Genomic DNA, 1,111 nt, shown 5'->3' with positions numbered 1-1,111 from the left:
CCGTAGGACGGTGCGGGGCTTCCCGGGGTTGAGCGCTCGCCGGTCTAGTACCAGCGGTTGGCCTGCCAGAACGACCAGGCGCCGCAGGGGCTGCCGTACCGGCCGTTCATGTAGCTGAGACCCCACTTGATCTGGGTGGCGGGGTTGGTCTGCCAGTCGGCGCCGGCCGAGGACATCTTGGTGCCCGGCAGCGCCTGGACGAGACCGTAGGCGCCGGAGGACGGGTTGGTCGCCCGGTAGTTCCAGCCGGACTCGTGGTCCACGATGTTGCTGAAGCACTGGAACTGCGATTCCGGGATCATCTGGCGGGCGATCGCCTTGACCTCGGAGATGGAGTACGAGCCCTGGGCGGAGAAGCTCGACGCGTCGCGGACGGCCTCGCGGCTGGCGCGCTCGGCCTCCTCGCGGGCCTCCCGCTCCTCGCGCTCCTTCTTCTCCTGCTCGGCCTTCTCGTCGGCGGCCTTCTTCTTGGCCTCCGCGTCCTCGGCGGCCTTGAAGCGGGCGGCTTCCTCGGCGGTCTTGCGCGCGGTGGCGTCCGCGGCGGCGGCCTGCACGTCGGCCTGCTCCGCGAGGGAGGCGACCTGTACCTGTGCCTGCGCGCCCGCGGGGATGTCCGCGAGCAGCGTGCTGTCGGCCGCGGCGGCCTCGAAGTTGTCGTCCGAAGTGGCCTGGGCGGCGTTGCCCGTGGCAACTCCGACGACGGCGCCGACGGTGGTGACCGCAGTGGCAGACGCCACCGCGAATCCCCGGACCGAGATCCGGCTCACACGGTTTCCTTCCAGCATCGCCCGCAGCGGTGACCACGCGGGCGAAATCGTGCCCCTGGCGCTGGTCTTCGTCGTACCGGGTCACAGAAGACACGGGCCCGTGGTGCTGTGGGCGGCATACGACGACGATTGTGGAGTTGTGCGGTGCTGTGGTGTGCCTCTTCGAACGGTCGAAGGTGCACGGGTGCCGTATGCGGGGCCTGACGGAAGCAAGACTCTGCCGGACGCGGACGCCGCAAGGCAATTCCGTGTTGCGTGTGAAAGCTCACACCTCGTTGGACGCAGGTGTTTTGACGGATGTTGCGGACACGGGGGCGCCGCCCGGCTAAGCTCCTGCGCTTCGC

Annotated in this window: 1 protein-coding gene; it reads right to left on the bottom strand. The window is 69.3% G+C overall.

Annotated features, from left to right (window positions below; all coding sequences use genetic code 11):
• Window positions 1-44: 44 nt before the first annotated feature.
• The gene (locus ACFW1I_RS20180) at window positions 45-767 is read right to left on the bottom strand and encodes a transglycosylase SLT domain-containing protein (RefSeq protein WP_384671682.1); all 723 of its coding nucleotides are present in this window, start codon (window positions 765-767) and stop codon (window positions 45-47) included.
• Window positions 768-1,111: the final 344 nt, after the last annotated feature.

The sequence above is a fragment of the Streptomyces sp. NPDC058955 genome (genome assembly GCF_042741435.1).
Classification (GTDB): domain Bacteria; phylum Actinomycetota; class Actinomycetes; order Streptomycetales; family Streptomycetaceae; genus Streptomyces.
This window is presented reverse-complemented; position numbering and strand designations above follow the sequence as displayed.